At 68.6% G+C, this 24706-nt stretch carries 2 protein-coding genes (1 of these 2 cut by a window edge); both read left to right on the forward strand.

Annotation, left to right across the window (positions count from 1 at the left end; all coding sequences use genetic code 11):
- On the forward strand, positions 1-13116 hold the full coding sequence (locus WIN67_RS11170; RefSeq protein WP_339071230.1) for an amino acid adenylation domain-containing protein: 13116 nt from the start codon (positions 1-3) through the stop codon (positions 13114-13116).
- Positions 13113-24706 carry the 5' portion of an amino acid adenylation domain-containing protein gene (locus tag WIN67_RS11175; protein ID WP_339071231.1) on the forward strand. 3130 nt of this gene lie beyond the right edge of the window, so 11594 of the gene's 14724 nt are visible here — the first part of the coding sequence; it begins with the start codon at positions 13113-13115; the stop codon falls past the right edge of the window. Before WIN67_RS11170 ends, WIN67_RS11175 begins: the two co-directional genes overlap by 4 nt.

A 24706-nucleotide genomic window follows, 5' to 3' on the forward strand; every position in this document is an offset into this window, starting at 1 on the left:
ATGCAGTTCAGCGAATTGATGGCCGTTCTTTCGACCCTCGCGATCCGTCTTCAACGGGACGGCGAGGATCTGCTGGTGCAGGGCGATGACGAGGCCCTGGACGACGCACTCTGGGACAGCCTGATCCAGCACAAGGCGCAGCTTCTGCAGCAGGTGAGCGAACAGGGCGGCCACTGGCTGAGCCCGGCCTTCAGGATCACCCCGGACATGCTGCCCCTGGTGTCACTGGAGCAGCCGGCCATCGACCGCATCGTCGCCGGCGTGCCAGGGGGCGCCGCCAATGTGCAGGACATCTACCCCCTGGCGCCGCTGCAGGAAGGCATGCTCTATCACTACCTGTCCGCGCCCCAGGGCGATCCCTATGTGCTCCAGGCGCATTTCGCCTTTGCCGACCGGCAACGGCTGCAGGCTTTTGCCGAGGCCTTGCAATGGGTGATCGAGCGCCACGACATCCTGCGCACCGCGATCGTCTGGGAAAGCCTCGATGAACCGCTGCAGGTGGTTCTGCGCCAGGCGCCGCTGCAGTGTGAAGCCCTACCACTGGACGCCGCCGGGGGCGATGCCCTGGCCCAGTTGCAGCAGCGCTACGATTCCCGGCATTTCCGCCTGGACCTGCGTCAGGCGCCGCTGTTGCGCCTGGTGCACGCCGAGGACCCGGTCAACTCGCGCCAGGTGGCGTTGCTGCTGTTCCATCACATGGCCCTGGACCACGCCGCCCTGGATGTGGTGCGCCAGGAAATCCAGGCCTGTCTGCTGGGCCAGCGCGAGCAGTTGCCGCTGCCGGTGCCGTTTCGCAACCACCTGGCCCAGGCCCGCCTGGGGCAGAGCGAGGAGCGCCACGCAGCCTTCTTCCGCGAGATGCTCGGGGATATCGATGAGCCGACCCTGCCGTTCGGCCTGGGGGATGTGCAGGGCGCAACCGGCCGCATTGAAGAACACCGGCTGCCTCTGGATCGCCAGCTCAGCCAGCGCCTGCGCAGCCAGGCCCGGCAACTGGGGGTGAGTGTGGCAAGCCTGATGCACCTGGCCCTGGGCCGGGTCCTGGGCCAGCTGTCCGGGCGCGAGGCGGTGGTGTTCGGCACCGTGCTGCTGGGGCGCATGGAAGTGGGCGAGGGCGGTGAGCGGGCCCTGGGCATGTTCATCAACACCCTGCCGCTGCGGGTGGATGTGGGAGCGCAAAGCGTGCGCGCCGGGGTGCTGGCGACCCATGCTCGGCTGAGCGCCTTGCTGGCCCATGAGCACGCCTCCCTGGCCCTGGCCCAGCGTTGCAGCGAAGTCAGTGCGCCGACCCCGCTGTTCAGCGCCATGCTCAATTACCGCCACAGCCACCGGGCCGATGGCGACCAGGTCCAGGAGCTGGTGCCGGGCATCCAGGTACTGGGTGCCCAGGAGCGCACCAACTACCCGCTGACCGTCAACATCGACGATCTGGGCGAGGACCTGCAGATCACCGCCCTGGTGGACGCCAGCCTGGGTGCCGAGCGCATCAGCGGCTACCTGCTGACCACCCTGGAAAGCCTGGCCCTGGCCCTGCAGGCAAACCCCGAGGCGCCGTTGTACAGCCTGGAAATGCTCCCGGCCAGCGAGCGGCGTTACCTGCTGCAGGGCCTGAACACGCCCCTGGGGCAGTACCCCGACAGCCCGCTGATCCATCAGCAGGTGGAGGCCCAGGCCCGGGTCCAGCCTGAGGCGCCGGCGCTGCTTTTCCAGGCACAGCGCCTGAGTTACGGCGAGCTCAACCGCCGCGCCAATCAGGTGGCCCATCGCTTGCTGGCGCTGGGGGTGCGTGCGGACCAGCGCGTGGCGATCTGCGTCGAGCGCGGCCTGGAAATGATCATCGGCCTGCTGGGCATCCTCAAGGCCGGTGGCGCCTACGTGCCCATCGACCCGGCCTATCCCCGGGAACGCATCGCCTACACCCTGGAGGACAGCGCCCCGGTGGCGCTGCTGGTGCAGGCCGATACCCAGGCCCTGGTGGCCGACCTGCGGGTGCCGCTGATCGACCTCGACAGCCGCACCCTGGCCCACGAGTCCCCGGACAACCCCGACGTGCCGGGGCTGACCCCGGCCAACCTGGCCTATGTGATCTACACCTCCGGCTCCACCGGCCTGCCCAAGGGCGTGATGGTGGAACACCGCAACGTCGCCCGGCTGTTTTCCGCCACCCGCGACTGGTTCGATTTCAACTGGCGCGACGTCTGGGCGCTGTTCCATTCCTTCGCCTTCGACTTCTCGGTGTGGGAGATCTGGGGCGCCCTGATCCATGGCGGCCAGTTGCTGGTGGTGCCCCAGGTCGTCAGCCGTTCCCCGCAAGCTTGCTACGCACTGCTGTGCGAGGCCCGGGTGAGCATCCTCAACCAGACCCCCAGTGCCTTCCGCTCGCTGATTGCGGCCCAGGACCAGAGCGGGCTCAAGCACTCCCTGCGCCAGGTGATCTTCGGCGGCGAAGCCCTGGAGCCGGGGATGCTCAAGCCCTGGTACGCCCGGCTGGAGAACGTCGGCACGCAACTGGTGAACATGTACGGCATCACCGAAACCACGGTGCACGTGACCTACCGGCCGTTGCAGGCGGCGGACGCGCAATGGGTGGGCAGCAGCCCCATCGGCCGACGGATTCCCGACCTGCAACTCTATGTGCTGGACGCACGCCGCGAGCCCTTGCCCACGGGGGTGGTGGGGGAGCTGTATGTGGGGGGCGCCGGGGTGGCCCGGGGTTACCTCAACCGTGATCAACTCAACGCCGAGCGCTTCATCGCCGACCCCTTCAGCAATCGACCGGGGGCGCGGCTGTACAAGACCGGCGACCTGGCCCGCTGGCGCACCGATGGCAGCCTGGAGTACCTGGGGCGCAACGACGATCAGGTGAAGATTCGCGGTTTCCGCATCGAGCTGGGGGAGGTCCAGGCGCGGCTGGCGGCGTGCGACGGGGTGGGCGAGGCGGTGGTGATCGCCCGGGAACAGAGCCCGGGAGACAAGCGCCTGGTGGCCTATGTGATTCCCCGGCCGGGAGCGGCCCCGGGCGCCGCGCAACTGCGTGAGCAACTGCGCCAGAGCCTGGCGGAGTACATGCTGCCCAGCGCCTTCGTGCTGCTGCAGGCCTGGCCCCTGACCACCAACGGCAAGCTCGACCGCAAGGCCCTGCCGGCGCCGGACAGCGCCGCGCTGGCCCGACGCGACTATCAAGCGCCCCAGGGCGAGGTGGAGCAGGCCATCGCGAAGATCTGGCAGGAGTTGCTGCAAGTGCCCCAGGTCGGGCGCCAGGACCATTTCTTCGAGCTGGGCGGCCATTCGCTGCTGGCGGTCAAACTGATGGAGCGCATGCGCCAGGTGGATCTGTGCGCCGATGTGCGGGTGCTGTTCGGCCAGCCGACCCTGGCCGCCCTGGCGGCCGCCGTGGGTGGGCAGCGCGAGGTGCAGGTGCCGGCCAACCGGATCGCTGCCGATTGCCGGCGCATCACGCCAGAGCTGCTGCCCCTGGCGGACCTCGATCAAGCGGCCATCGACCGGGTGCTGGCCCAGGTGCCCGGTGGCGCGGCCAACGTTCAGGACATCTATGCCCTGGCCCCCTTGCAGGCGGGCATCCTGTATCACCACCTGAGCAGCACCGAGGGCGATCCCTATGTGCTCCAGGTGCAGTTCGAGTTCGCCAGCGACGACGTCTTGCAGACCTTTACCCTGGCCTTGCAGCAGGTGATCCAGCGCCACGACATTTTGCGCACCAGTGTGGTCTGGCAAGGCCTCGACGCGGCGGTGCAGGTGGTCTGGCGCCAGGCTCCCCTGGAGCTGGAAGTGCTGGAGCTGGACCCCGCCCGGGGGACGATCCTCGGGCAATTGCAGGCCGGTTTCGACCCCCGTCACTATCGCCTCGACCTGGGCCGGGCACCTTTGCTGCGCCTGGTCTGTGCCCGGGACGCTGACCCGCAGCGCTGGCTGGGCATCCTGTTGCTGCATCACCTGGCCCTGGACCACAGCTCCCTTGAGGTGCTGGTGCAAGAGATCAGCGCCGTGCTGCAAGGCCACGGCGCGCAGCTGCCGCCTGCCGTGCCTTACCGCAACTATGTGGCCCAGGCGCGCCTGGGGCTTGGCGAACCGGAACATCAGGCGTTCTTTCGCCAGATGCTGGGGGACATCGACGAGCCGACCCTGGCGTTCGGCCTGCAGGACGTCAATCGCGACGGCAGCGGCATCCGCGAGCAGCAACTGCGGCTGGAACCGGCACTGTGCCGGCGTTTGCGCCAGCAGGCGCGCAGCCTTGGCGTCAGTGTCGCCAGCCTGATGCACCTGGCCTGGGGCCGGGTCCTGGGGCCGCTGTCCGGCCGCGACGACGTGGTGTTCGGCACCGTGCTGCTGGGCCGCATGCACGGCGGGGCGGGGGCCGACCGCGCCCTGGGCATGTTCATCAACACCTTGCCACTGCGGATCGGCCTGGGCCCCCAGGGCGTGGCAGAGGCCCTGGGCCGTACCCATCAGCAACTGGCGCAACTGCTGGGGCATGAGCACGCCTCCCTGGCCCTGGCCCAGCGTTGCAGTGGCGTACCGGCGGCGCAGCCGCTGTTCAACAGCCTGCTCAACTACCGTCACAGCCCCCAGCAAGCCGCTGGGGACCAGGGGCCGGCGGCCTGGGACGGCATTCGCGTGCTGGCGTCCGAAGAGCGCAGCAACTACCCGCTGGCGCTGAACATCGACGATGACGGCGAGGGCTTGCGCCTGACCCTGCAGGCGGTGGCCCAGGTCAATGGCGAGCGGGTCTGCCGCTACATGGAATGCGTCCTGGAGCACCTGGCCCAGGCCCTGGAGCAGACGCCGGACATGGCCCTGCAACAGATCCCGCTGCTGCCCGCGGCCGAACGCCGGCAACTGCTGGTGGAATTCAATGCCACGGCCCCTGACTATCCGCGCCGACAGACCCTGCACCAACTGTTCGAAGCCCAGGCCCAGGCCCATCCGCAGCGGGTGGCGGCGGTGGAGGGCGATGCGCTGCTCAGCTACGCCGAACTCAATACCCGGGCCAACCAGCTGGCCCACCATCTGCTGGAGCTGGGGGTACAGCCCGGGGATCACCTGGCGATTCTGTTGCCACGCTCCCTGGACCTGTTGCTGAGCCAGTTGGCCATCAGCAAGTGCGCCGCGGCCTATGTGCCCCTGGATATCCATGCCCCGGCCCAGCGCCAGGGCTTCATGGTCAGCGACAGCCGCAGCGTGGTCTTGCTGACCCGCAGCGACGAGGTGCTGGATTGCCCGGCCCGGCGCGTGGACCTGGATCGCCTGCGGCTGAGTGCCTTGCCCACCCACAACCCGGACCTGCCCCAGTCCTCCGAGAGCGTGGCGTACATCATGTACACCTCCGGCTCCACCGGCACGCCCAAGGGGGTACGGGTGCCGCACCGGGCCATCAGCCGGTTGGTGATCAACAACGGCTACGCCGATTTCAATCCCGAGGATCGGGTGATCTTCGCCTCCAACCCGGCCTTCGACGCCAGCACCATGGACGTCTGGGGGGCCTTGCTCAACGGCGGGCGGGTGCTGGTCATCGATCACCACACCCTGTTGGACCCGGTGCGCTTCGGCCAGGCGCTGAGCACCTTGGGGGCCACGGTGCTGTTCGTCACCACGGCGCTGTTCAACCAGTATGTGCAGCTGATTCCCGAGTCCCTCAAGGGCTTGCGGATTCTCCTCTGCGGCGGCGAGCGTGCCGACCCGGCGGCCTTCCGCCGGCTCTTGGCGCACGCGCCGCAACTGCGCTTGGTGCACTGCTATGGCCCCACCGAAACCACCACCTACGCCACCACCCATGAGGTCCGGCAATTGGCGGTCGACGCCGAGCACGTGCCCATCGGCCGGCCGATCTCCAATACCCGGGTGTATGTCCTGGATCAGCACCAGCAACCAGTGCCCCTGGGGGCCCAGGGCGAGATCGTCATCGGTGGCGATGGCGTGGCCCTGGGTTACCTCAACCGTCCCGAACTGAGCGCCGAGAAGTTCATCCGCGACCCTTTCAGCGACCAGCCACAGGCGCTGCTGTACCGCACCGGGGACCTGGGTCGCTGGCTGGACAACGGTGTGCTGGAGTGCCTGGGGCGCAACGATGATCAGGTGAAGATTCGCGGCCTGCGCATCGAACCGGGCGAGATCGAGGCGCGCTTGCTGAGCTGTCCCGGGGTCAAGGAAGGCGTGGTCCTGGCCCGCGAGGATGAGCCCGGGGACAAGCGCCTGGTGGCCTACTACAGCGTGCAGGCCGACACCCCGGAGCCGTCCGCCGAATCCCTGCGCCAGGCGCTGCAACAGCAACTGCCGGACTACATGGTGCCCCTGGCCTATGTGCGCCTCGATGCATTGCCCCTGACCAACAACGGCAAGCTGGACCGCAAGGCCCTGCCGGCGCCGGATCAGTCGGCCCTGCTCAGCCGTGGCTTCGTCGCTCCCGAGGGCGAGGTGGAGACGGCCCTGGCACGGATCTGGAGCGAACTGCTCAAGGTCGAGCGGGTCGGGCGTCACGATCATTTCTTCGAGCTGGGCGGGCACTCGCTGCTGGCGGTGAGCCTGATCGAGCGCATGCGCCAGATCGGCCTCAGCGCCGATGTGCGGGTGCTGTTTGGCCAGCCGACCCTGGCGGCCCTGGCCGCTGCGGTGGGTAGCGGTCGCGAGGTGCAGGTGCCGGCCAATCGGATCGGCGCCGATTGCCAGCGCATCACGCCAGAGCTGCTGCCGCTGATCGAACTGGACCAGCAAGCCATCGATCGGGTGGTGGCCAGCGTCCCCGGGGGCGTGGCCAATGTGCAGGACATCTACCCCCTGGCGCCGCTGCAGGAGGGCATTCTCTATCACCACCTGAGTGCCGAACAGGGCGATCCCTACCTGCTGCAATCGCGCCTGGCCTTCGACAGCCTGGAGCGTTTGCAGCGCTTTGCCGGGGCCATGCAACAGGTCATCCAGCGTCACGACATCCTGCGCACCGCGGTGCTCTGGGAGGGCTTGCCGCAGCCGTTGCAGGTGGTCTGGCGGCAGGCCGAACTGCAGGTTCTGGAGCAGGTCCTGGACCCGGCCGACGGCGATCTGCTCGAACAACTGCAGCAACGTTTCGACGCCCGCCACTGGCGCCTGGACCTGACCCGCGCGCCGCTGATCCGCCTGGTCTATGCCCGGGTCCCGGGGCAGTCGCGGGTGCTGGCGATCCTGCTGTTCCACCACCTGGCCCTGGATCACACCGCCATGGAGGTGATCGGCGAGGAAATGCGTGCGCTGCTGTTCAACCACCACGAGCGCCTGGGCACCCCGATGCCTTATCGCAACTACGTGGCCCAGGCTCGGCTGGGGGCCGGTCAGGCGGAGCACGAGGGGTTCTTCCGGCAGATGCTCGGTGATATCGACGAGCCGACCCTGGCCTTTGCCGTGGAGGATGTGCAGGGCGATGGCCGGGATATCGAAGAGGCCCGGGTGCCTGTGCCCGACGCCCTGAGCCTGCGCCTGCGCGAGCAGGCGCGGCAGTTGGGGGTCAGTGCCGCGGCGCTGATGCACCTGGCCTGGGGCCTGGTCCTGGGGCAGGTGTCCAATCGCCGGCACGTGGTGTTCGGCACCGTGCTGATGGGGCGGATGCAGGGCGGTGAGGGCGCCGACCGGGCCCTGGGGGTGTTTATCAATACCTTGCCGCTGCGGGTGGATGTGGACGCCGGCAGCGTGCGGGCCGGGGTCCGTGCGACCCATGCCCGGCTCAGCGCCCTGCTGGCTCATGAACATGCGTCCCTGGCCCTGGCCCAGCGTTGCAGCGGGGTGCCGGCCAGCTCGCCGCTGTTCAGTGCCTTGCTCAACTACCGGCACAGCGTGGCGGACGCCGGACGCGGCGCTGGCCTGGATATCTGGCAGGGGATTGAGCTGCTGGGGGGCGAGGAGCGCAGCAACTATCCGCTGAGCCTGAGCGTCGACGACCTGGGCCAGGGCTTCAGCCTGTCGCTGCTGGCGCTGCCGGCGATGGGTGCACAGCGCATGGCCGGCTACATGCTCCAGGTGCTGGAGCAACTGACCGATGCCCTGGAATGGAGTCCGGACCTGGACCTGGTGCAGCTCTCGGTACTGCCGACGGCGGAGCGCCAGCAGTTGCTGGAAGGCTTCAACGCCAGCGCCGCCGACTATCCCCGTGGACAGACCCTGCACGGCCTGTTCGAGGCCCGGGTACAGGCCGCGCCCGAGGCCGTGGCCCTGGTGCAAGGGCCATTGCGCCTGAGCTACCGGCAACTGAATCAGCGGGCCAATCAACTGGCCCGGCAACTGCTGGAGCTGGGGGCCGGCCCCGACGAGCGCGTGGCGCTGTGCCTGCCGCGGGGGCCGCAACTGCTGACGGCCATGCTGGCGATTCTCAAGGCCGGAGCCAGCTATGTGCCCATCGACCCGAGCCATCCGCCGGAGCGCATCGCCTACCTGCTGCAGGACAGCGCACCGCTGGCGCTGCTGGTGCAGGGGGCTACCTGTGAGTTGCCGGAGATGCCCGGCCTGGTGCGGATCGACCTCGACGGCTGCGTCTGGCAGCAGGCGCCCCTGGACAATCCCCAGGTGCCGGGGCTGACCCCGGCGCACCTGGCCTATGTGATCTACACCTCCGGTTCCACCGGCCAGCCCAAGGGCGTGATGGTGGAGCACCAGAGCCTGGAGAACCTAGTGCACTGGCACTGCGCGACCTTCGACCTGGGGCCGGGGCGCCACAGTTCCAGCGTCGCCGGCCTGGGTTTTGACGCCATGGCCTGGGAGGTCTGGCCGACCCTGTGCAGCGGCGCCACCTTGCATCTGCCACCGGCCGAGGTCGGCAGCCAGGACCTTGACGCCTTGCTCGGCTGGTGGCGGGCCCAGCCCCTGGATATCAGCTTCCTGCCGACCCCGGTGGCCGAGTACGCCTTCAGCCAGGGCCAGGGTCACCCGACCCTGAGCACCTTGCTGATCGGCGGCGACCGCCTGCGCCAGTTCCCGGCCGATCCGGGGTTTGCCGTGATCAACAACTACGGGCCCACCGAAGCCACGGTGGTGGCAACATCCGGCCCGATCGCGGCGGGCGGTTCCTTGCACATCGGCCGGCCCATGGCCAATGCGCGGATCTACCTGCTGGACGAACTGCAGCGCCCGGTGCCCCTGGGGGTAATCGGTGAGCTCTACGTAGGTGGCGCCGGGGTGGCCCGGGGTTACCTCAATCGCGACGCGCTGACGGCCGAGCGTTTCCTCGACGACCCGTTCTGCGCCGAGCCCCAGGCGCGCCTGTATCGCACGGGCGACCTGGCCCGCTGGCGTGCCGACGGCAGCCTCGACTACCTGGGGCGCAACGACGATCAGGTCAAGGTCCGTGGCATGCGCATCGAGCCGGGCGAAATCGAGGCGGCGCTGCTGAGCCATCCGGCCCTCAAGGAAGCCCTGGTGCTGGTGCGCGAAGGGCGTTTGCTGGCGTACTTCACCGAGCATGCCGAGGTTTCCAACCAGGAGCTGGATCTCCAGGATTTGCGCGACCACCTGCAAGGCCGGCTGCCGGACTACATGCTGCCGGTGGCCTATGTGCGCTTGCTGGCGCTGCCCCTGACCGCCAACGGCAAGCTTGATCGCAAGGCGTTGCCACAACCGGATCAGGACGCCTGGCTGAGCCGCGAATTCGAAGCGCCCCAGGGCGAGGTGGAAAACGCCCTGGCGCAGATCTGGAGCGAGCTGCTGCAGGTGCAGCAGGTCGGGCGCCACGATCACTTCTTCGAGCTGGGCGGGCACTCGCTGCTGGCGGTGAGCCTGATCGAGCGCATGCGCCAGATCGGCCTTGGCGCCGATGTGCGAGTGCTGTTCAACCAGCCGACCCTGGCGGCCCTGGCCGCTGCGGTGGGCAGCGGTCGCGAGGTGCAGGTGCCGGCCAATCTGATCGGCGCCGATTGCCCGCGCATCACCCCCGAGCTGTTGCCGCTGATCGAACTGGACCAGGACGCCATCGAGCGCATCGTCGCCACGGTGCCGGGCGGGGTGGCCAACGTGCAGGACATCTACCCCCTGGCGCCATTGCAGGAGGGCATCCTCTATCACCACCTGAGCGCCCGCCAGGGTGATCCTTATCTGCTGCAATCCCATCTGGCCTTCGCCGACCGGCAGCGCCTGGAAGACTTCACCCAGGCCTTGCAGCGCGTGGGCGAGCGCCACGACATCCTGCGCACCGCGGTGCTCTGGGAGGGCCTGAAACAGCCGCTGCAGGTGGTCTGGCGCCGGGCCCGGGTGGCGGTGGAGGAGGTCATCCTCGACCCGGCCGAGGGCGACATCCTTGAGCAGTTGCAGGCTCGCTTCGATGCCCGGCATTGGCGCCTGGAGCTGACCCAGGCGCCGTTGATGCGCCTGGTCCATGCCCAGGACCCGGTCCGGCAACGCACGGTGGCGATCCTGCTGTTCCATCACATCGTCCTGGACCACACCGCCCTGGAGGTGGTCCGCGAGGAAATCCAGGCCTGTCTGTTGGGGCAGGAGCCTGCCGGCACGGCGATTCCCTATCGCAACTATGTGGCCCAGGCCCGCCTGGGGGGCAGTCGCGAGGAGCATGAGGCGTTCTTCCGCGAGATGCTCGGGGACATCGACGAACCGACCCTGCCGTTCGGCCTGCAGGACGTGCAGGGCGACGGTGAGGCCATTGAAGAGTTGCAGCGGGCGCTGGACGCCGACCTGAGCGCGCGCCTACGGGCCCAGGCGCGGCTGCTGGGGGTCAGTGCCGCGAGCCTGTTCCACCTGGCCTGGGCCCGGGTCCTGAGCGTCACCTCGGGCCAGGAGCGGGTGGTGTTCGGCACCGTGCTGCTGGGACGCCTGCAAGGCGGACTGGGGGCCGACCGGGCCCTGGGCATGTTCATCAACACCTTGCCGTTGCGGGTCGACCTGGACCACAGCGGCACCCGGGCGGCGGTCAAGGCGACCCATGCCCGGCTCAGCGCCCTGCTGGGGCACGAGCATGCCTCTCTGGCCCTGGCCCAGCGTTGCAGCGCCGTGTCCGCGCCGCTGCCGCTGTTCAGCGCCATGCTCAACTACCGCCACGGCAGCGACGCAGCGCCGAGCCCGGCCATGCAACAGGCCTGGCAAGGCATCCAGACCCTGCGCAGCGAAGAGCGCACCAACTACCCCCTGAGCCTCAACGTCGATGACCTGGGCCAGGGCTTCCGGCTGACCGCCATGACCCTGGCGCGGATCGGCGCCGAGCGCATCTGCGGCTACATGGAGCAGGCCCTGCACGCCCTGGTGGACACCCTGGAACAGGCACCCCAGCGCCCCTTGCGCCAGGTGCCGATCCTGCCGCCGGAGGAGCGTCGGCAGTTGCTGCACGCCTGCAATGCCACGACCCGGGACTATCCGCTGGAGCAGACCCTGCACGGCTTGTTCGAGGCCCAGGTACTGCGCACTCCCGAGGCATTGGCGGTGCAGGCCGGTGAGCAGCGCCTGAGCTATCACCAGCTCAACCAGCGGGCCAACCAGTTGGCCGGGCACTTGCTGCAACTGGGGGTGGGGCCCGATACCCGGGTGGCGATCTGCGTCGAGCGCGGCCTGGAAATGGTCATCGGCCTGCTGGCGATTCTCAAGGCCGGCGGCGCCTATGTGCCCATCGACCCGGCGTACCCCGCAGAACGTATCGCCTACATGCTTGAGGACAGCGCGCCCCTGGCGGTGCTGGTGCAGGCTGGCGGCCGGCCCCTTCCGGGCGAGCTGAAAGTGCCGCTGGTGGAACTCGACCGCTGGGTCTGGAGCGAGGCGCCCCAGGCCAATCCGCAACACTCTGGACTGAGCCCGAGCCATCTGGCCTATGTGATCTACACCTCCGGTTCCACCGGCCAGCCCAAGGGCGCGATGAACGAGCACCGGGCAGTGGTCAACCGCCTGCTGTGGATGCAGGAGCAGTACCGCCTGACGGCCGATGACGCGGTGCTGCAGAAGACCCCCTTCAGCTTCGACGTTTCGGTCTGGGAGTTCTTCTGGCCGCTGTTCACCGGTGCACGGCTGGTGATGGCCCGTCCCGAAGGGCACAAGGACCCGGCCTACTTGCGTCAGGTGATCCGCGATGAAGGCATCAGCACCCTGCATTTCGTGCCGTCGATGCTGGATGTGTTCCTGGCCCATGGTCAGGAAGTGGAGGACCTCGGCCTGCGCCAGGTGATGTGCAGCGGCGAGGCCCTGCCGGGCAGCCTGGTGCGGCGCTTCAAGCAGCAGTTGCCCCAGGTCGGCCTGTACAACCTCTACGGTCCCACCGAAGCGGCGGTGGACGTCACCGCCTGGGATTGCGCCGGGCCGCTGCACAGCACCCCGGACAACACCCCCATCGGCAAGCCCATTGCCAACACCCGCATCTACCTGCTGGACGGGCACATGCAACCGGTGCCTCGGGGAGTGGTGGGCGAGTTGTACATCGGTGGAGTGCAGGTGGCCCGGGGTTACCTCAACCGTGAACAACTGACCGCCGAGCGCTTCCTCAAGGACCCGTTCAGCGAGGCACCCGGCGCGCGCCTGTATCGCACCGGCGACCTGGGTCGCTATCGGGCCGACGACGCTATCGAGTACCTGGGGCGCAACGACGATCAGGTGAAGATCCGCGGCCTGCGCATCGAGCTGGGGGAAATCCAGGCCCGCTTGACCCAGCTGGACGGGGTCAAGGAAGCGGTGGTCCTGGCCCGGGAAGACGTGCCCGGGGATCTGCGTCTGGTGGCCTACTACACCTGCCACGAAACGCACCGCCAACTGCCCATCGACAGCCTGCGGGCGCAGTTGCGCGAGCACCTGCCGGACTACATGGTGCCGGCCTTGTTCGTGCACCTGGAGGCGCTGCCCTTGAGCCCCAACGGCAAGCTGGCGCGCAAGGACCTGCCGGTTCCGGGGCGCGACGCGGCCCTGGTGCGCGAATACGAGGCGCCCATCGGAGACACGGAGATCACCCTGGCCCGGCTCTGGGCCGAGTTGCTCAATGTGGAGCGGGTGGGGCGCCACGATCACTTCTTTGAACTGGGCGGGCATTCGCTGCTGGCCGTGAGCCTGATCAGCCGGATGCGCGAAGAAGGCATGGAAGCCGATGTCAGGACGCTGTTCGAACAACCGACCCTGGCGGGCTACGCGGCAATGACCGAACGAATGGAGATCGTCCTGTGAGCGTGACCGAACTGTTGGCGACACTGAAGGAAAAAGACGTGCAACTGGTGCTCAAGGGCGAGCAACTGGTGGTCCAGGGCAACAAGCAGGCCTTGAGCGAACCGGCCCTGCTGGCCCGGCTGCGGGAATACAAACCGCAACTGATCGAGCTGATCAAGGCCGGGAAATACTCGGCCACCAAGGCCGGGCAGGTCCAGGTGCCGGCCAACGGCATCACCCCGGCGACCCGCCACATCACCCCGGACCTGCTGCCCCTGGCCGACCTCAGCCAGGAGGCCATCGAGCGCATTGTCGCCACGGTGCCGGGCGGGGTGGCCAACGTGCAGGACATCTACCCCCTGGCGCCGCTGCAGGAGGGGATTCTCTATCACCACGTCAGTGCCGTGCAGGGCGATCCCTATGTCATGCAGGCGCATTTTGCCTTCGCCAGCCGCGAGCGCCTGGAGGCCTTTGCCGAGGCCTTGCGCGGGGTCATTGCGCGCCACGATATCCTGCGCACCGCGGTGCTCTGGGATGGCCTGGAGCAGCCGATGCAGGTGGTCTGGCGCGAAGCCGCGCTGGTGCTCCAGGAGGTCGAGACCGACCCGGGCGCGGGCGACGTCATGGCCCAGTTGCATGGCCGTTTCGACGCCCGTCACTTTCGCCTGGACATCAGCCAGGCGCCGATGCTGCGCCTGGTGCATGCCTGGGACGCCGCCGGGCAGCGGATTGTCGCCATGTTGCTGTTCCATCACATGGCCCTGGATCACAGCGCCCTGGATGTGGTGCGCCATGAAATGCAGGCGTTGCTCATGGGCCAGGGCGAGCGCCTGGGGCCGGCCCTGGCGTTTCGCAACTACGTGGCCCAGGCCCGGCTGGGCACCCGTGAAGAGGAGCACGAGGCCTTCTTCCGGCAGATGCTCGGCGATATCGACGAACCGACCCTGGCGTTCGGCCTGCAGGATGTGCAGGGCGATGGGCGAGCCATCGAGGAAGCCAGCCTGACCCTGCCGGAGCCGTTGAGCCTGCACCTGCGGGCCCGGGCGCGGCAGGCCGGGGTCAGCGCCGCGAGCCTGTTCCACCTGGCCTGGGGCCGGGTGCTGGCGACCCTGGCGGGCAAGCGCAAGGTGGTGTTCGGCACGGTGCTGATGGGGCGCATGCAGGGGGCCGAGGCCACCGACCGGGCCCTGGGGATCTTCATCAACACCTTGCCGTTTCGCCTGGATGTGGACGAACGCCCCCTGGATGAGGCCCTCAAGGCCACCCATGCGCGCCTGACCACCTTGCTGCGCCATGAACACGCGGCCCTGGCCCTGGCCCAGCGCTGCAGTGGCGTGAGCGCGCCGACCCCGCTGTTCAGTGCCTTGCTCAACTACCGCCACAGCGGCGCTGCCGTCAGCACCGAGGCCCAGGCCGCCTGGGCCGGGATCAGCACCCTGCACTCCGAGGAGCGCACCAACTACCCCCTGACCCTGAGTGTCGACGACCTCGGCGCGGGCTTTGGCCTGACCTTGCTGGCCAGCACCCAGGTCGATCCGCGACCGATCCTCGACTACCTGCTGTGCACCCTGGAACACCTGGCCCAGGCCCTGGAACAGACGCCCGGGCTGGCCCTGGAACAGCTGCCGATCCTGTCCCGGGACCAGCGCCAGCAGTTGCTCGAAGGCTTCAACCACAGCGCCGTGGATTACCCCCGGGGCCAGACCATCCATGAGCGCATCCAGGCCCAGGCGGCCCGTACCCCTGAAGCGGTGGCCGCCTGGTACCAGGGCCGGGCCCTAAGCTACGCCCAGCTCAACCAGCAGGCCAATGTGCTGGCCCGGCAATTGCGCGAGCTGGGCGTGCAGCCCGACGACCGGGTGGCCATCGTTGCCCGGCGCGGCCTGGAGACCCTGGTGGGCTTGCTGGCCATCCTCAAGTCCGGGGCCTGCTATGTGCCGATCGATCCGACTCATCCCGCCGAGCGCCTGGACTACCTGCTGCAGGACAGCGGCCCGCGGGCGGTGCTGACCCAGGCCGACCTGCTGGGGCGCCTGCCGCGCGTGTCGGTGCCGGTGATCGAGCTCGACCCGCGTCTCTGGCAGGACTCGGCACAGGACAACCTTGAAGTGGCGGGGCTGACCCCGGCCCATCTGGCCTATGTGATCTACACCTCGGGCTCCACCGGCCTGCCCAAGGGGGTGATGGTGGAACACCAGACCCTGTGCAACCTGGTGGACTGGCACTGCCAGGCCTTCGACCTGCACGCCGGCAGCCACACGTCTAGCCTTGCCGGGTTCGGCTTCGACGCCATGGCCTGGGAGGTCTGGCCGGCCTTGTGCGTCGGCGCCACCCTGCACCTGGCACCGGCCCATGAGGGTAGCGAGGACGTGGATGCCTTGCTCGCCTGGTGGCGTTCCCAGCCCCTGGAGGTGAGCTTCCTGCCGACCCCGGTGGCCGAGTACGCCTTCAGCCAGGAACTGCAACATCCGACCCTGCGCAGCCTGTTGATCGGCGGCGACCGCCTGCGCCAGTTCAGTCATCAGCAGCCCTTTGCCCTGATCAACAACTACGGCCCCACCGAAGCCACGGTGGTGGCAACGTCCGGCCCGATAGCGGCGGGCGGCTCCCTGGACATCGGCCGGCCCATCGCCAACGCGCGGATCTACCTGCTCGATGAGTTGCAGCGGCCGGTGCCCATCGGCGTGGCCGGCGAACTCTATGTGGGCGGCGCCGGGGTGGCCCGGGGTTACCTCAATCGCGACGAGCTGACGGCCGAGCGCTTCCTCGACGATCCCTTCAGCGACCAGCCCGGGGGGCGCATGTACCGCAGCGGTGACCTGGCCCGCTGGCTGGCGGACGGGCGCATCGAGTACCTGGGGCGCAATGACGACCAGGTGAAAATCCGTGGCGTGCGCATCGAACTGGGGGAAATCGAGAGCCGCCTCAACCCGTTCCCCGGGATCAAGGAAGCGGTGGTGCTGGTCCGCGAAGACCAGCCGGGCAACCCGCGGCTGGTGGCCTATTTCACTGCGCACGAGGGGGCTGCTGCGCTGTCGGTGGCGGACCTGCGGGCCCACTTGCTGGCGCAACTGCCGGACTCCATGGTGCCGATGGCCTATGTGCAGCTCGACGCCTTGCCCCTGACCGCCAACGGCAAGCTGGACCGCAAGGCGCTGCCGGCGCCGGATCAGGCGGCCTTGATCAGCCGCGAGTACCAGGCCCCTCGGGGGGCCACCGAAACCACCCTGGCGGATATCTGGCAAGAAGTGCTGCACTTGCCGCGAGTCGGGCGCCACGACCACTTTTTCGAACTGGGCGGCCACTCTCTGCTGGCCATGCGCATGGTGTCCCAGGTGCGTCAGCGCCTGGGGGTGGAGCTGGCCCTGGGCGAGCTGTTTGCCAATGCCGAACTCTGCGCGGTGGCGGCGGTGCTCGACCGGGCCGGACGCAGCCAGTTGCCGGAGATCTTCCCGGCGTCCCAGGACCATGACCTGCCACTGTCCTTTGCCCAGCAACGCCTGTGGTTCCTGGCGCAGATGGACGGCGCCGGCAGTGCCTACAACATCCCCATCGGCCTGGGCCTGCGCGGGCGCCTGGATCGCCCGGCGCTGCAACAGGCGCTGCAGGCCATCGTCGCTCGGCACGCCACCTTGCGCAGCCGCTTTGTCCTGGGTGAAGACCAACCCCAGGTGCTGATCGGTGCCATCGAAGAGGCCCTGGAACTGGGGTTCGAAGACCTGCGGGACGCCCCCCGGAACCTGGCCGAACGGGTACGGGCCGAGGCGGCCCAGGCCTTCGACCTGGAACGCGGGCCAGTGATCCGCGGGCGCTTGCTGGCCCTGGCGGACGATCATCATGTGCTGTTGCTGACCCTGCACCACATCGTCGCCGACGGCTGGTCCATGGGGGTGCTGACCCGGGAACTGGTGGCCCTGTACCAAGCCTTCAGCCAGGGCCGCCCGGACCCGCTGCCGCCGCTGGCGGTGCAGTACAGCGACTTTGCCCTGTGGCAGCGCCGCTGGCTCAGTGGCGAGGTGCTGCAGCAGCAGGGCGACTACTGGCGCCAGACCCTGGCCGATGCCCCGACCTTGCTGACGCTGCCCTACGACCGGCCACGGCCGCCGCACCAGGACTTCAGCGGTGGCAGCGTCGAGATCCTCCTCGATGGGCCGCTGAGCGCCCAGCTCAAGCGCCTCAGCCAGCGCCATGGCTGCACCCTGTACACGACCCTGCTGGCGGCCTGGGGCTTGCTGTTGGGGCGCCTCTCGGGACAGACCGATCTGCTGATCGGCATTCCGGTGGCCAACCGCATGCGCGCCGAGGTGGAAGGGCTTATTGGCCTGTTCGTCAACACCCTGGCCCTGCGCCTGGACCTGGACGCCGAGCAGAGCGTTGCCGCCTTGCTGGCCCAGGTCCGCGCGCGCAGCTTCGCCGCCCAGGCCCATCAGGACCTGCCCTTTGAACAAGTGGTGGAGATCGTCCGGCCCCAGCGCAGCCTGTCCCACAGCCCGCTGTTCCAGGTGGTGCTGACCTGGCTCGACGATTTCGCCCAGGACCTGGTGCTCGATGAGCTGACGCTCGAAGGCGTGGCCGGGGCCACTCAGGTGGCCAAGTTCGACCTGACCCTGAGCCTGGGAGAAAGCCAGGGGCAGATCCGTGGCGCCCTGGACTACGCCACCGCCTTGTTCGATGCAGCGACCGTGCAGCGTTACGTCGGCTATCTGGTGCAGGTACTGCAGGCCATGGTGGCGGACGATCAGCAACGGCTGGCCCAGGTGCAACTGCTGGAGGAGGGCGAGCGTCGACAACTGCTGGAGGCCTTCAACGCCAGTACGCAGGACTACCCCAGGGGCATGACCCTGCACCAGCGCTTCGAGGTACATGCCAGGCAGCAAGCCGATGCCACGGCGCTGCAGGCTGGGGAGCAGAGCCTGAGCTACCAGCAGTTGAATACCCGGGCCAATCAACTGGCCCACCATCTGCGCGGACTGGGTGTGGGCCCGGATAGCCGGGTGGCGATCTGTGCACCGCGAGGCCTGGAGCTGGCCGTCGGTCTGCTGGCGATCATCAAGGCCGGTGGCGCCTATGTGCCCATCGATCCGAGCCATCCGCCGGAGCGTATCGCCTACCTGTTGCAGGACAGCGCACCGCTTGCCGTGCTGGTGCAGGGGGCAACCCGCGCCCTGGTGGGCGATCCTCCGGTTGTGGTGATCGATCTGCAGCAGCCGGACTGGCAGCAGCAGTCCTTGGCCAACCCCCAGGTGCCCGGGCTGTGCAGCGAGCATCTGGCCTATGTGATCTACACCTCCGGTTCCAGCGGATTGCCCAAGGGGGTGATGGTGGCACACGCCACCCTGGAGAACCTGGTGGACTGGCACTGCCAGGCGTTCGACCTGGGCCCGGGGCGCCATGCTTCCTGTGTCGCCGGCCTGAGCTTCGATGCCATGGCCTGGGAGTTCTGGCCGACCCTGTGCGCAGGCGCGACCCTGCACCTGCCGCCGGCCAGTATCGGTCACCAGGACCTCGACCAACTGCTGCAGTGGTGGCGCGCCCAGCCCCTGGACCTGAGCTTCCTGCCCACGCCCGTGGCGGAATACGCCTTCAGCCAGTCGCTCGGGCATCCGACGCTGCGCACCCTGTTGATCGGTGGCGACCGCCTGCGGCAGTTCAGCCAGCCGCAGAGTTTTGCCGTGATCAACAACTACGGCCCCACCGAAGCCACGGTGGTGGCGACTTCCGGGCTGATGGAAGCCGGCGGGCCCCTGGACATCGGCCGGCCCATCGCCAACGCGCGGATCTACCTGCTTGATGAGTTGCAGCGGCCGGTGCCCATCGGCGTGGCCGGTGAACTCTATGTGGGCGGCGCCGGGGTGGCCCGGGGTTACTTCAATCGCCACGAGCTGACGGCCGAGCGTTTCCTCGACGATCCTTTCAGCGACCAGCCCGGGGCACGCATGTACCGCAGCGGCGATCTGGCTCGCTGGCGGGCGGACGGGCGCATCGAGTACCTGGGCCGCAACGACGACCAGGTGAAGATCCGTGGCGTGCGCATCGAACTGGGGGAGATCGAGAGCTGCCTCAAGCGGCTGCCCGGGATCAAGGAAGCGCTGGTGCTGGCCCGGGAGGATCGACCGGGACAGACCCGCCTGGTGGCCTATTTCACCGCGACCGGCACCGTGGCATTGACCCCGGCGGCGTTGCGCAGCCAATTGCTTGGGCACTTGCCCGAGTACATGGTGCCGGCGGCCTACGTGGGCCTGGAGGCGCTGCCGTTGACCGCCAACGGCAAGCTGGATCGGCGGGCGCTGCCCCGGCCCGAGCTCGATGCACTGCTGACCCAGGACTACGTGGCTCCCCAGGGCGCCAGCGAGATCGCCCTGGCCGAGATCTGGAGCGAGCTGCTGCAGGTGCAGCAGGTGGGACGCCACGATCACTTCTTCGAACTGGGCGGGCATTCGCTGCTGGCCATGCGCATGCTGTCCCAGGTGCGCCAGCGCCTGGGGGTGGAGCTGGCCCTGGCCGAGCTGTTCGCCAATGCCCGGCTCAGCGCCGTGGCCGAGGCCCTGGAACGGGCCGAGCGCAGCAGCCTGCCGGACCTGCTGCCGGCGCCGCGCAATCAGCCGTTGCCCTTGTCCTTCGCCCAGCAGCGCCTGTGGTTCCTGGCGCAGATGGAGGGGGCCAACACCGCCTACAACATTCCCATTGGCCTGCGCTTGCGCGGGCAGTTGGATGGCGATGCCCTGCAACGGGCCCTGGAGCGTATCGTCGCGCGCCATGAAACCCTGCGCAGCCGCTTTGCTCAGTACGCTGATGAAGCCGAGGTGCTGATCGCGCCCGTGGAGGCGGGGCTGGGCCTGCTGCTGGAAAACCTGCGGGGCCATCCTCAGGCCGACAAAGCCTTGCAGGCCCTGGTGCAAGGAGAAGCCTCGGCGCCCTTCGACCTGCAGCGCGGGCCGCTGATCCGTGGGCGCCTGATCAGCCTGGCGGATGATCATCACGTGTTGCTCCTGACCCTGCACCATATCGTCAGCGATGGCTGGTCCATGGGCGTGCTGACCCGGGAACTGGTGGCGCTGTACGCCGCCTTCAGCCGCGGCCTGCCCGATCCGCTGCCGCCCTTGACGGTGCAATACAGCGACTTTGCCCACTGGCAGCGGCGCTGGCTCAGCGGCGCGGTGCTGGAGCAGCAGGCGCAGTACTGGCGCCAGGCCCTGGAGGGCGCGCCGCCCTTGCTGATGCTGCCCGGCGACCGGCCACGGCCGCCCCGCCAGGACTACGCCGGCAGCAGCGTCGAAGTCCGCCTCGATGCTGCCCTGACGGCCGGGCTGCGAGCCTTGAGCCAGCGCCATGGCACCACCTTGTACATGACCCTGATGGCGGCCTGGGGACTGCTGCTGGGGCGGCTGTCCGGGCAGGCCGAAGTGGTGATCGGCACCCCGGTGGCCAACCGCATGCGCGCCGAAGTCGAAGGGCTGATCGGCTTGTTCGTCAACACCCTGGCCCTGCGCCTGGACCTGGGCGCCGCGCCGCGAGTGGAGGCCTTGCTGGCCCAGGTCAAGGCCCGGACCCTGGAGGCCCAGGCCCATCAGCACCTGCCGTTCGAGCAGGTGGTGGAAATCCTGCGTCCGGTGCGCAGCCTGTCCCACAGCCCTCTGTTCCAGACCCTGCTGACCTGGCAGAACGGCGACGGGCCGCAACTGGTGCTGGGGGACCTGCGCCTGGAAGCCATTCACGAGGCCAGCCACTTCGCCAAGTTCGACTTGTCCCTGAGCCTGGGGGAGGTGCAGGACCGGATCGAAGGCAGCCTGGAGTACGCCACGGCGCTGTTCGATGGGTCGACCATGAGGCGTTATGTCGGTTACCTGAAGCGGGTGTTGCAGGCCATGGTGGCGGACGACCAGATGCTGCTGGAGCAGGTGCCGCTGCTGGACGCCGCCGAACGTCGGCAACTGCTGCACGGCGTCAACGCCACCGCTCGCGACTACCCCCTGGAACAGACCCTGCACGGCTTGTTCGAGGCCCAGGTACTGCGCACCCCCGAGGCATTGGCGGTGCAGGCCGGTGAGCAGCGCCTGAGCTATCGCCAGCTCAACCAGCGGGCCAACCAGTTGGCCGGGCACCTGCTGCAACTGGGGGTGGGGCCGGACAGTCGGGTGGCGATCTGCGTTGAGCGCGGCCTGGAAATGGTCATCGGCCTGCTGGCGATCCTCAAGGCTGGCGGCGCCTACGTGCCTATCGATCCGGCATACCCCGCAGAACGCATTGCCTACATGCTTGAGGACAGCGCGCCCCAGGCGCTGCTGGTACAGGGCGCCACCCGGGCACTGCCGGGCAGCCCGACCGTGCCCCGGGTGGACCTGGACCAACCACTCTGGGCGCGCCAGCCCCGGGTCAATCCCCGGGTCAACGGGCTGACCCCCGGGCACCTGGCCTATGTGATCTACACCTCCGGTTCCACCGGCCAGCCCAAGGGCGCGATGAACGAGCACCGGGCGGTGGTCAACCGCCTGCTGTGGATGCAGGAGCAGTACCGCCTGACGGCCGATGACGCGGTGCTGCAGAAGACCCCCTTCAGCTTCGACGTTTCGGTCTGGGAGTTCTTCTGGCCGCTGTTCACTGGCGCACGGCTGGTGATGGCCCGCCCCGAAGGGCACAAGGACCCGGCCTACCTGCGCCAGGTGATCCGTGATGAAGGCATCAGCACCCTGCACTTTGTGCCGTCGATGCTGGATGTGTTCCTGGCCTATGGCGATACCCGGGATTGCAGCGGCCTGCGTCAGGTGATGTGCAGCGGCGAGGCCCTGCCGGGCAGCCTGGTGCGGCGCTTCAAGCAGCAGCTGCCCCAGGTCGGCCTGTACAACCTCTACGGCCCCACCGAAGCGGCGGTGGACGTCACCGCCTGGGATTGCGCCGGGCCGCTGCAGAGCACCCCGGACAACACCCCCATCGGCAAGCCCATCGCCAACACCCGCATCTACCTGCTGGACGGGCACATGCAGCCAGTGCCTCGGGGAGTGGTGGGCGAGTTGTACATCGGCGGTGTACAGGTGGCCCGGGGTTACCTCAACCGTGAACAACTGACTGCCGAGCGCTTCCTCAAGGACCCGTTCAGTGAGGCGCCTGGAGCGCGCCTGTACCGCACTGGCGACCTGGGTCGCTATCGGGCCGACGGCGCTATCGAGTACCTGGGGCGCAACGACGATCAGGTGAAGATCCGCGGCCTGCGCATCGAGCTGGGGGAAATCCAGGCCCGCCTGACCCAGCTGGACGGGGTCAAGGAAGCGGTGGTGCTGGCCCGGGAGGACGTGCCCGGGGATCTGCGTCTGGTGGCCTACTACACCTGCGCCGCCGGGCGTCCGGCCCTGGCGGTGGAACAGCTGCGCCAGGCGTTGCTGGAGCACCTGCCGGACTACATGGTGCCGGCCTTGTTCGTGCACCTGGAAGCGCTGCCCTTGAGCCCCAACGGCAAGCTGGCGCGCAAGGAGCTGCCGGCCCCGGGCTTGGCGGCGGCCAGCGTGCGCGAGTACGAGGCGCCGGTGGGTGAGGTGGAGATCCTCCTGGCCGGGCTCTGGGCCGAGCTGCTCAATGTGGAGCGGGTGGGGCGCCAGGATCACTTCTTCGAACTGGGCGGGCATTCGTTGCTGGCGGTGAGCCTGATCGGCCGCATGCGTCGGGCCGGGCTCTCGGCGGATGTGCGGGTGCTGTTCGGCCAGCCGACCCTGGCGGCCCTGGCCGCCGCCGTGGGGCGTGGCCGTGAAGTGCAGGTGCCGGACAACCTGATCTACCGCGACTGCCCGCGCATCACCCCCGAGCTGCTGCCGTTGCTGACGCTGGATCAGGCGGCCATTGACCGGGTGGTGGCCACGGTGCCGGGCGGCACCGCCAACGTCCAGGACATCTACCCCCTGGCGCCGTTGCAGGCCGGCATCCTGTTTCACCATCTGGCCGCCGGCCAGGGCGATCCCTATGTGTTGCAGGCGCAGTTTGCCTTCGACACGGCCCAGCGCTTGCAGACCTTCGTCCGGGCCTTGCAGGGGGTGATCGAACGCAACGACATCCTGCGCAGTGCCGTGCTCTGGGAAGGGCTGGACGAGCCGCTGCAAGTGGTCTGGCGCCAGGCGCCCCTGGAGGGCGATGAAATCGTCCTCGACCCGGGCCAGGGCGACATCCTCGGCCAGTTGCAGGCGCGCTTCGACAGTACGCGCTATCGCCTGGACATTGCCCGGGCGCCGCTGTTGCGCCTGGTCTACGCCCGGGACCCGGTCAACCAGCGGCTGGTGGCGCTGTTGCTGTTCCATCACCTGGTGATGGACCACGTGGCCCTGGAAGTGCTGCAGCATGAACTGCAGGCCTTCCTCCTTGGCCAGCAGCAACGGCTGGGTGACCCCGTGCCCTATCGCAACTACGTGGCCCAGGCCCGACTGGGCATCGGTGAGGCCGAACATGAAGCCTTCTTCCGCGAGATGCTCGGCGATATCCGGCAACCGACCCTGCCCCTGGGCTTGCAGGACGTGCAGGGCGCCAGCGCGCCGCTCAACGAGGCGCGCCAACCCTTGGACCGCCTGCTGAGCCGGCGCCTGCGCTTGCAGGCGCGGCAGCTGGGGGTCAGCGCCGCGAGCCTGATGCACCTGGCCTGGGGCCGGGTCCTGGGCTGCCTGGCCAACCAGCAGCAGGTGGTGTTCGGCACCGTGCTGCTGGGACGGATGCAAGGCGGCGAGGGCGCCGAACGGGCCTTGGGGGTGTTCATCAACACCTTGCCGCTGCGGGTGGACCTGGGGGACCTGCCGGTGCGCCATGCGCTGCTGGCCACCCATGAACGCCTGGCGCAACTGCTGGGCCATGAACAGGCGCCCCTGGCCCTGGTGCAGCGTTGCAGCGCGGTGGAGGCGGGTACGCCGCTGTTCAGCAGCCTGCTCAACTACCGCCACAGCGCGCCGTCGGCCGGGCTGCCTGGGCAAGCCGACGCTGCCTGGGAGGGCATGCAGTTGCTCAATGCCCAGGAGCGCAGCAACTACCCCCTGACCCTGAGCATCGACGACCTGGGGGATGGCTTCATGCTCACCGCCGTGGTGGCGGGCATCGATGCCCAGCGCATTTGCCACTACCTGCACGAGGCCCTGGACAACCTGTTGCAGGCCCTGGAGCAGACGCCCGATCTGGCCATCGGCCAAGTGCCGGTGTTGCCGGCTGCCGAGCGCCAGCAGGTGCTGGTGAACTTCAACGCCACCGCCCGCGACTATCCACGCCAGCAGACCCTGGATCAGCGTTTCGAGGAACAGGTGCAGGCCCGTCCCCAGCAGGTGGCGGCGGTCCATGGCGAGCAAGTGCTCAGCTACGCCCGGCTCAATACCCGGGCCAATCAGCTGGCCCATCACTTGCTGGGGCTGGGGGTGCAGCCCGGGGACAGGGTGGCGCTGCTGTTGCCACGCTCCCTGGATCTTTTGCTGGCGCAGTTGGCGGCCAGCAAGTGCGGCGCGGCCTACGTGCCGCTGGACATCAACGCCCCCGCCGAACGCCAGGTGTTCATGCTCCAGGACAGCGGCGCCAGGGTGCTGCTGGCGCACTCGGCGCAGGCCCTGGAGGGGGCGCTGCCGGGGGCACAGTTACTGCGGGTGGACCTGGATCGCCT

The sequence above is a fragment of the Pseudomonas idahonensis genome, assembly GCF_037903935.1.
Taxonomy (GTDB): Bacteria; Pseudomonadota; Gammaproteobacteria; order Pseudomonadales; family Pseudomonadaceae; genus Aquipseudomonas; species Aquipseudomonas danubii.